We start from the raw sequence: 8356 nt of genomic DNA, 5'->3' as shown, positions 1-8356 counted from the left end.
GCGCCGCACCCCGGCCGACCGGCCGGGCGCGGCGCACGGGACCGGGTCACATCCGGTAGAAGTCGTCGTAGTGGTTGGGCGAGAAGTAGGTCACGCCCGTGGTCCGGTCCAGGATGAGCCGGTAGGACTGCCGCGCCGCGCCGCAGGCCCGCGGCGTCACGTCGAACTCCAGGTAGGAGTGGCCGGCGGGGAGCTGACCCTCGTTGTTGTAGTGCGTGCCACCCGCGAAGTTGCACTGGCCGTTCGGCCAGCTCACCCAGCCGCGCGTGCTCGGGTAGCCCTTGGAGCTCCAGATCGCCCTGGAGTCGTACGCCTCCGCACATCCGTTGTGCGTGCAGGAGCTGTAGACGGTCGCCTCGGACGACGGCGCGACCGCGACGCCGCCGGCCGTGACGAAGGCGACCATCGTCGACAGGATGACGATGATCCGGACCAGGCTGGACGCGACGCTCTTGTTCTCGGACACGCTGACCTCCCTCTCGGTGGGGAACATGCAGGTTGGGAACATGCAGGGAGGATCCTGACCGATCCGGACGACGCCGGCCCGACGACGCTCCGACGTGCGGGTGAATTTTACTTGTCCGCTTTGTCTGGGAAACCTGCCTAGGTCCGGCCGTCCTGTTGTCCGGACCCGCGCCGGCCTGCTTGGGTCGGGGCATGGCGAGGTGGATCGAGGTCGCGGACGGCGTGCTGGTGCGGCGGTACGAGGAGCTGGACCTGTCGGTCGGCCTCGTCGTCGGCGCGGAGGGCTGCCTGGTCGTGGACACCGGGGGAGACGCCGGGCAGGGCGCGGAGCTCGCCGCCGCCGTCCGCGAGGTGACGCCGCTCCCGTGGCAGGTGGTGCTGACCCACTCCCACTTCGACCACAGCTTCGGCACCGAGGCGTTCGTGCCCTGCGCGGTGTGGGCGCAGCGGGGGTGCCGGGCCGACCTGGTGGCGACCGGCGAGCAGCAGCGGGAGAAGTGGGCGCGGCACTACCGTGACCGCGGGGAGCCGGCGGTCGCCGACCGGATCGCAGCCGTGCGCCTGGTCCTGCCCGACCGGCTGGTCGACGACGGCGCCGAGCTGGACCTCGGCGGCCGGGTCGTGGGGCTGCGGCACCTCGGGCCCGCGCACTCCGGCCACGACCTGGTCGTGCACGTCCCGGACGCGGGGGTCGTGCTCGTGGGTGACCTCGTGGAGCAGGGCGCGCCGCCGCAGTTCGGCGACGCTTTCCCGCAGGGCTGGCCAGGCGTGCTCGACGGCGTGCTCGGGCTGGGCGCCGACGTCGTCGTGCCCGGTCACGGTGACCCGGTGGACCGGGACTTCGTCCGGCGCCAGCGCGCTGAGCTGGCCCTGGTCGCCGAGCTGTGCCGGGAGGTCGCCGCCGGCGCGCTCACCCCGGCGCAGGCCGTGGCGCGCTCGCCGTACCCGGAGGAGTTCACGCTGGCCGCGCTGGCGCGGGGAGCCTAGCGTCGGAGGTGTCCGGCGGAGGAGGTGAGCGTTCTGCCGGAGCGGCTCACGGCGGCTGACGCCTCGAACTTCGTGCTGGACGCGCCCGACCACGTCAACGCGTTCCTGATGGCGGGCGTGCTCGCACCCGGCGGGTGCGTCGGGCTCGACGGCGGGGTGGACCTCGACGCGCTGCGGCGCGCGGTCGCCGAGCGGGTCCCCGCGGTGCCCCGGCTCGCGCAGCGGGTGCGGCATGCCGGGCGCGCCCTCGTGTGGGAGCCGGTGCGGCTCGACCTGGACCGGCACGTGCGGCAGGTCGGCGCGGTCGACGGCCGGGGCGGGTTCGAGGCCCTGTGCGCGCGGCTCGTCGTCACGCCGCTCCCGCTCGACGGGCCGCTGTGGGAGCTGCTGGTCGTGCCGGGTGTCGCCCCGGCGCGCGCCGGGATCGTGCTCCGGGTGCACCACGCGATGGCGGACGGCATCGCGGCGGTGGGGCTGGCCCGGGCGCTCATGGACCCGGTGGTGGTAGAGCGGACGGCGGAGGAGCCGGCAAGGGCAGCGCGGTCCGTCGGCGAGCGGGCGTCAACACGGTCGGCGGCCGTGGAACCGGCCAGCTCGGACGGCACGAGGGGGCTACGCCAACGGGCACGCGCCTTCGCCGCGGGGCTGGAGCGGACGACGTCCGTCCTCCGCCGCGGGGTCCCGCCCACCGCGCTGCTCGGCCGTGTCGGCCGCCGGCGGGCGGTGACGTTCGTCGACGTCGACCTGGCCGGTCTCGCCGCCGGCGCCAGGTCCGCGGGCGCGACCGTGAACGACGCGCTGCTCGTCGCGGCCGCCGGGGCGGCACGGTCGGCACTGCTCGCGCTCGGGGAGGACCCGCCCGGCGTCCTGCCCACCAGCGTGCCGGTCGCCCTGCCGTACCGGGGCCGGTCGGGCAACGCCGTCGGGGTGATGCTCGTGCCGCTGCCCACCGAGGCGGGCGACCTCGCCGGGCGCCTACGTCGGGTCGCCGGGCTGACCCGCGCCGCCAAGCAGGAGGCGCGCACGCGCGGGACGTTCGAGCTGACCCGCACGCGGCTGGGTACCTGGCTGTTCGAGCGGCTCGCGCGCCGGCAGCGGTTCGTCGTCATGTTCGTGACGAACGTGCGCGGCCCCGCGCACCCGCTCGCCCTGGCCGGGGCGCGGGTCGAGCGGATCTGGCCCGTGGCCGCGCTCGGGGGCGACGTGCGCCTCGGTGTCGCGGCGATCTCGTACGACGGCGTGCTCCGCTGCGCCGTGCACTGCGACGCGGACGCGCTCCCCGCCGTCGTCGTCGGGCAGTCCCTCGGGGACGGGCTGGCGGCCGTCGCCGCGCTCGGCTGACCCCGCCCCGCCGAGACCCTGTTGACAGACGACACGACAGCCGCGTACAACTGATAAATCGATTGTTCACTGGCAATGTCGCCGCGAGGCGACCAGAACGGCTGGCCCATGACCTCCTTTCCCTCCGGGTTCTTCGACCCGCTCCCACGGATCCTCGTGGCCGACGACTTCGACAACGGCATGAGTGGGTGGCTCGACCTGCGCCCGAACTTCGTCGCCCCCGGGTTCCGCGAGCACTCCTCCGACATCGACCTGATCCACTGGGGTCCGACGATGCTCAGCTCCGCGACCTTCGCCTTCGGCGGCACGCACGGCTCCGCGAGCGGCACCTACTCCCTCAAGATCTCCAGCCGCGCCGCCGCGGCCCCGGCCGACCAGCCCCCGGCCGCCGGCTCGATGGGCCTGGCGATCAAGCGGCTCGCCGTCCCCGGCGACGCGCGGCGGCTGCGGATCGAGGCCCTGCTCGCGTACAAGGTCGAGCAGGACCGCCCCGGCCTCGGCGTCGACGACCTGCGCGCGTTCGGCATGTTCGTCGACCTGCAGGACGACGAGCACCGCTACATGCCCGGCGTCCGGTACGTGAACGCCGTCGGCGGCGAGCCCGTGCGGCGCTGGCAGTACTACAGCCCCACCGACGCCACCGACGAGGAGTGGAGCTACGGCGCCGACGGCTGGCACAAGGCCGGCGTCGACCCGCAGTGGTTCGGCGAGCGCGGACCCGACGGGTCCACGGTCGCGACGACCTGGTTCGAGGACGGCGAGCAGCACCTGATCTACAACGAGTCGGACGACAAGCTGAACTGGACGCCGTTCTCGCTGACCGTCGACCTCGTCAACCGCACCTACGAGGAGTTCCGCGTGGGCGGCCGGAGCTTCCGCTTCCCGGACGGCGCCCACCCCACCCTCGCCCCCGCGTACAACGACATCGAGGGCCTGCTCAACCCGGTGTTTTTCGTCGAGGCCGACACCGACCGGCGCGTCTCCCTGTTCCTCGACTCCGTGCTCGTCTCCGTCGAGCGGGGGGAGGCGGCGTGAGGACCTTCTACACCTCCGTGATCGAGCTCCGGCAGCCCTTCGACCACGCGATCGAGACCCACCCGTACGAGTGCGGCTGGGCCGACGAGGCCATCTTCTTCGTCGAGCTGCACGACCCCGAGCCCGGCACCGGCGTCGAGCTCCGGGTCCAGGTCAGCCCCGACGGCATCCGCTGGGTCGACGAGGGCACCGTCCTTGCGACCACCAGCACCACGTTCGCCCGCGTCAGCCACTTCGGAGGATTCCTCCGCCTGGCCGGGACCGCACGGCACGCCGACGGCGGGGCAGCGTCCGCCACCGTGTCGGTGCGCCTCGCACTGAAGGGTTAGAAAGGAAACGATGACGTTCCGGATCAGCAAGGCCACCGTCGGTGCCACCGTGGGCACCGCACTGGAGTGGTACGACTTCTCCCTCTACGGCACCGCCAGCGCGCTGGTGTTCCCCGCCGTGTTCTTCCCGTCCCAGGACCCGGTGCTCGCGACCCTCGCGTCGTTCGCCACGTTCGCGGTCGGGTTCTTCGCGCGGCCCGTCGGCGGGCTCATCATCGGCCACCTCGGCGACCGGTACGGCCGCCGGCAGATGCTCTTCCTCACCCTCGTGCTCATGGGTGTCTCCTCGACCCTGATCGGGCTGGTGCCCAGCCACGCGAGCATCGGTGTCGCCGCCCCCGTGCTGCTGGTCGTGCTCCGCGTGGTGCAGGGCTTCGGCGCCGGCGGCGAGTACGCCGGCGCGACGCTGCTCGCCGCCGAGCACTCCCACGACGGCGCCCGCGGGCTCAACGCGGCGATCCCCGGCGCGGGCAACGCCGTCGGCGCGCTGCTGGCGACCGGCGTGCTGACCCTGCTGAGCACCACGCTCTCCGAGGAGGCCTTCCTGTCCTGGGGGTGGCGCGTCGCGTTCCTGCTCAGCATCGCCGTGAGCATCGCCGGCGTCCTCATCCGGCTGCGGGTGGCGGAGAGCCCGGAGTACGAACGCACCAAGGCGCAGGGCGCCGTGCCACGGGTGGCCATCGGCGAGCTGTTCCGCACGGCCGGGCGCAAGATCCCCTTCGCGATGCTCGCGAGCATCGGCCCCAACGTCGCCAGCTACCTCCCGTCGGTCTACGCGCTGACGTACCTGACGGCCACGGTGGGCGCGCCCGCGTGGATCGGCCTGACGGGCATCCTGATCGGCAACCTGCTCAAGCTCGTGACGATCCCGCTGGCCGGGTGGATCTCCGACCGGGTCGGACGGCGTCCGGTGTTCCTCGCCGGCGCGCTCGGCGCGGTGGCGCTGATCTACCCGTTCTTCTTCCTGCTCGACACGGGCACCCCCGTGCTCGTCTGGATCGCCCTGGTGCTGCTCTTCACGTTCTGCAACGACGCGATGCTGGCGGCGCAGTCGGGGTTCATGTCGGAGCTGTTCGACGTGCGCCACCGCTACACCGGCGTCACGTTCAGCCGCGAGATCACCGGGGCCCTCGTGGGCGGCACCCTGCCGTTCGTCGCGGCCTGGCTCACGGCGGCAGCCGGGGGCGGGTCCTGGCTGGTGGCGCTGTACTGCGCCGTGCTGTGCGCGCTCGCCGCGCTCGGCATGTTCCTGCTCCCGGAGACGCGGGTCGTCGCGCGGTCCGTGCGCGTCTGACTGCGCCTGACCGTGTCTGACCAGCGGGGGAGGAGCGGCGGCCAGTTGGTCGCCGGTCCTCCCCGCCCGGCATAGTGGGCACATGGACAGCTCGGGGCAGCGGACGGCGGAAGGGTTGCAGGCGGCTGGGCCTCAGGCGGCGGGGGCCGGAGCGCGGAGCGGGCCGGTCCGGCTGGCCGACGTCGCCGAGGCCGCCCGGGTGTCCCGTGCTCTGGCGTCCCGCGTGCTCAACGGCGACCCCGCCGCGCGGGCCGCCGCCGAGACCAAGGCCCGCATCATCGAGACGGCGGCGCGGCTGGGCTACGTGCCGAACGTGGCGGCCAAGAGCCTGCGCGGCAACCGCACCGGGCTCATCGGGCTCGTCGTCCACGACCTGTCCAGCCCGATCTACCTGGAGCTGATGCGCGGGGCGCGCGAGGAGGCCGCCCGCCACAGCTACTTCCTGGTGCTGGGCGACGTCGACGAGCTCCTCGCGGACGAGGACGCGTTCCGGATCCTCATCAGCGGCCGCCGCGTCGACGGCATCGTCATGCAGGGCGGCCACGGCGAGCTCGACCGGCGGGTCGGCGACATCGCGCGGGCGCTGCCCACCGTCGTCGTCAACGCCCCGACCGACGTCGAGCACGAGGGCGCGACCCAGGTCTACCCCGACGAGGTGGCCGCGACGCGCCTGCTCACCGAGCACCTGATCGGGCTGGGGCACCGCCGGATCGGCCTGGTCTCGGGCCCGCGGCAGTCGATGACCAACCGGCTCCGCGAGGAGGGCATCGTCACGGCGCTGGCCGCGGCGGGCCTGGAGCTCCGGGAGGAGGACCGCGTGCACGGCGAGTGGTCGGCCGACGGCGGACGAGCCGGCGTCGACGAGCTCCTGGACCGCTGGGGAGCGGGGGCCGACCGCCCGTCGGCCCTGATCGCCGGCAACTCGCTCGTCGGTATCGGCATGCTCGGCGCGCTCGCCCGCCACGACCTGGTGGTCCCGCGGGACCTGTCCGTCGCCGCCGTGCACGACACGTGGATCAACGAGCACCTCGCGCCGTCGCTCACCGCCGTCAGCCTGCCGCTGCACGAGGTGGGGACCGTCGCGGTACGGACGCTGCTCGCCGGGTCGCACGGCGGCCGACACATCCTGTCGGACCCGCCGCCCGTGCTGCACGCCCGGGCGTCGACGGGGGCGGTCGGGTGAGGCGCCAGGTATCCGACCCCACGAACACCGCTCGCTGGGTGCTGCCGGTCCTGCTGCCCGTCGCGGCCGTGCTCGTCGCCCACCTCGTCCTGGACCCTGGTGGCTGGGCCGAGGCGTTGAACGGCCTGGTCATCGGTGCGTCGCACGCCGCTGTGGTCGTGTTCGGCACCGCCCTCGTCGTGCTGGTGCTCCTGGCGGCCAGGATCCTCGTCCGCAGCGGGAAGGGCAGGGCGACCCGGGTGCCCGCGGGACGCACCTGGATCGCCGTTGCCGTTGCCGCGTACCTGGTGCTGCTGACAGCGCTCTCGGGTCGTATCGCCCCGCTGCCGATCTTCGAGAGCCTGGAACGCCATTGGCAGGGCAAGATCCTGGATCTGCTGTGGTTGGCCGTGCTGCTGGGAATCCTTCATCGTTGGGCGCGGGCCGAGGTCGGCCTGCGCTGGCGGCTCGAGCCAGGTTCCGCGCGTCCGGCCCTGATCCTGATCGGAGCGACCTTCGGTCTGTTCGCCGGGCTCACCGTTCTCTCGGTCGCCCTGGGCTGGGCACCGGCCCAGCCGGTGAGCGTCGAGCAGCTCGCCTACGACGCCACCGTCCCCAACCTGACCGAGGAACTCATCTGGCGGGGCGTCATGCTCGCCGTGCTCGTTGCCGTGCTCCCGCCGACCCGTGCGGTGCTCGGGGCAAGGGTCGGCTGGGCCGTGGTGATCAGCAGCGTCGCCTTCGGCGTCGGCCACACCGTGCTGGTCGACCTGGAGGGGGTGTGGACCCTCAGCCTGGCCGGCGGGCTCTTCGCCACCGCGATGGGGCTCCTGCTCGGCTGGGTCTGGAGCCGCACGCGCAGCGTCTGGCCGGCGTTCCTGCTGCACTGCGCGCCGGAGATCGGGGTCGACGTCGGGATGATCCTCGTGGCGTGAGCGGCGGGGTGGCGGCGGCGTCACTGCATCGGCGCTGCCGAGGCTTTTGCTGGCGGGCGGGGCGGGGCGATCTGTCTCGTAGTCGTCCTGAAGTCTCTGTCGCAGCGGGCCTCTGGTGCGCGCCGAAGGCGGCCCGTTACGCGGTGGGCAGAAGAACGAGCGGGTGTCAGTGGCTCGACCTAGGATCGAACAAAGGTCCGCTGGAATGGTGCTCTTGGAGTGTTAATAGGGTTTGAGGGGGTGTTGGTATGGCTGGGCGGTGGTCGGAGGGCGAGTTGGGCTCGGTGCCCGCTGGGGTCGCTGTGCGTGAGGATCCGTTCGTGGACGGCTCCATGCCCGATGACGCGTGGCTCGCGACGTTGTTCGCTGAGTGTGAGGCGTGGTTCGGGGAGTATGAGGGGCGGCACGGGTTGGAGGTGCCGCCGGAGCCGGAGTGGTGTGAGACCGCGTATGGCGGCCGGCTGGACACTGCTGCGGGTTTCGGGCCAGTGGTGCTGTGGCCGGAGGAGGTGCTGCGGGAGGCGTTGGCCGAAGCGCCGGGTGCCGAGCTGGCGCGGGTGGTGGCCGAGTACACGGGGCTGGGTGCCGCATCGGCGGGTGGTGCGGGCGCTGCGCTGGCCGAGGAACCCGATGTCGAGGGCGGTCTCAGGTCGGTTGCCGTTGCAGACGGTTCGGCCCCACTGACTGCGTTGTCCGACGACATGCTGGGGGATCTCGCCGCGGCCTGCTCCCGGTTGCAGTCGTGGGCGGCTGGTGTGCAGGCGCATGTCGTGGCTGAGCGGGCCGGGCGGGAGACGAGCCCGCTGGC

The 8356-nt window shown here is 73.1% G+C and carries 8 protein-coding genes and 1 pseudogene; 8 read left to right on the top strand and 1 reads right to left on the bottom strand.

The genetic code is table 11. The features are described from left to right. Nucleotides 1-46: 46 nt before the first annotated feature. The gene (locus ACFU5G_RS27630; RefSeq protein WP_377251914.1) at nucleotides 47-466 is read right to left on the bottom strand and encodes a ribonuclease N; all 420 of its coding nucleotides are present in this window, start codon (nucleotides 464-466) and stop codon (nucleotides 47-49) included. 191 nt (nucleotides 467-657) lie between these two features. Here ACFU5G_RS27630 and ACFU5G_RS27625 point away from each other — a divergent pair, with 191 nt between their 5' ends. The 8 genes and pseudogenes from ACFU5G_RS27625 to ACFU5G_RS27590 form a co-directional block, all read left to right on the top strand. Continuing rightward, entirely contained in the window at nucleotides 658-1452 is a 795-nt protein-coding gene (locus ACFU5G_RS27625; protein WP_377251912.1) for an MBL fold metallo-hydrolase, read from the top strand. 24 nt (nucleotides 1453-1476) lie between these two features. Continuing rightward, nucleotides 1477-2793 carry a wax ester/triacylglycerol synthase domain-containing protein gene (locus ACFU5G_RS27620; protein WP_377251910.1) on the top strand — a complete coding sequence of 439 codons (1317 nt, stop codon included), beginning with the start codon at nucleotides 1477-1479 and terminating at the stop codon, nucleotides 2791-2793. A gap of 108 nt (nucleotides 2794-2901) precedes the next feature. Beyond that, entirely contained in the window at nucleotides 2902-3828 is a 927-nt protein-coding gene (locus ACFU5G_RS27615; protein ID WP_377251908.1) for a DUF6772 family protein, read from the top strand. Further along, entirely contained in the window at nucleotides 3825-4157 is a 333-nt protein-coding gene (locus tag ACFU5G_RS27610; RefSeq protein ID WP_377251906.1) for a hypothetical protein, read from the top strand. Before ACFU5G_RS27615 ends, ACFU5G_RS27610 begins: the two co-directional genes overlap by 4 nt. 10 nt (nucleotides 4158-4167) lie before the next feature. Further along, nucleotides 4168-5451 (top strand): MFS transporter, encoded by a 1284-nt coding sequence (locus tag ACFU5G_RS27605; RefSeq protein ID WP_377251904.1) that lies wholly within the window; start codon nucleotides 4168-4170, stop codon nucleotides 5449-5451. Nucleotides 5452-5533: 82 nt separating this feature from the next. Further along, nucleotides 5534-6634, top strand: a complete 1101-nt coding sequence (locus ACFU5G_RS27600; protein WP_377251902.1) for a LacI family DNA-binding transcriptional regulator — start codon at nucleotides 5534-5536, stop codon at nucleotides 6632-6634. Beyond that, nucleotides 6631-7548 carry a CPBP family intramembrane glutamic endopeptidase gene (locus ACFU5G_RS27595; RefSeq protein ID WP_377251900.1) on the top strand — a complete coding sequence of 306 codons (918 nt, stop codon included), beginning with the start codon at nucleotides 6631-6633 and terminating at the stop codon, nucleotides 7546-7548. The genes ACFU5G_RS27600 and ACFU5G_RS27595 overlap by 4 nt, the downstream gene beginning before the upstream one ends. 320 nt (nucleotides 7549-7868) lie before the next feature. Continuing rightward, a pseudogene (locus tag ACFU5G_RS27590) lies at nucleotides 7869-8356 on the top strand (HNH endonuclease); the annotation flags it as partial.

Origin of the sequence: Promicromonospora sp. NPDC057488 (assembly GCF_042802395.1) — a bacterium.
Lineage (GTDB): Bacteria > Actinomycetota > Actinomycetes > Actinomycetales > Cellulomonadaceae > Promicromonospora.
This window is presented reverse-complemented; position numbering and strand designations above follow the sequence as displayed.

Excerpts from the sequence above, each read along its gene's own strand:
- ACFU5G_RS27600 (WP_377251902.1), top strand. The coding sequence starts at position 5,534 with ATGGACAGCTCGGGGCAGCGGACGGCGGAAGGGTTGCAGGCGGCTGGG.
- ACFU5G_RS27615 (WP_377251908.1), top strand. The coding sequence starts at position 2,902 with ATGACCTCCTTTCCCTCCGGGTTCTTCGACCCGCTCCCACGGATCCTC.
- ACFU5G_RS27605 (WP_377251904.1), top strand. The coding sequence starts at position 4,168 with ATGACGTTCCGGATCAGCAAGGCCACCGTCGGTGCCACCGTGGGCACC.
- ACFU5G_RS27625 (WP_377251912.1), top strand. The coding sequence starts at position 658 with ATGGCGAGGTGGATCGAGGTCGCGGACGGCGTGCTGGTGCGGCGGTAC.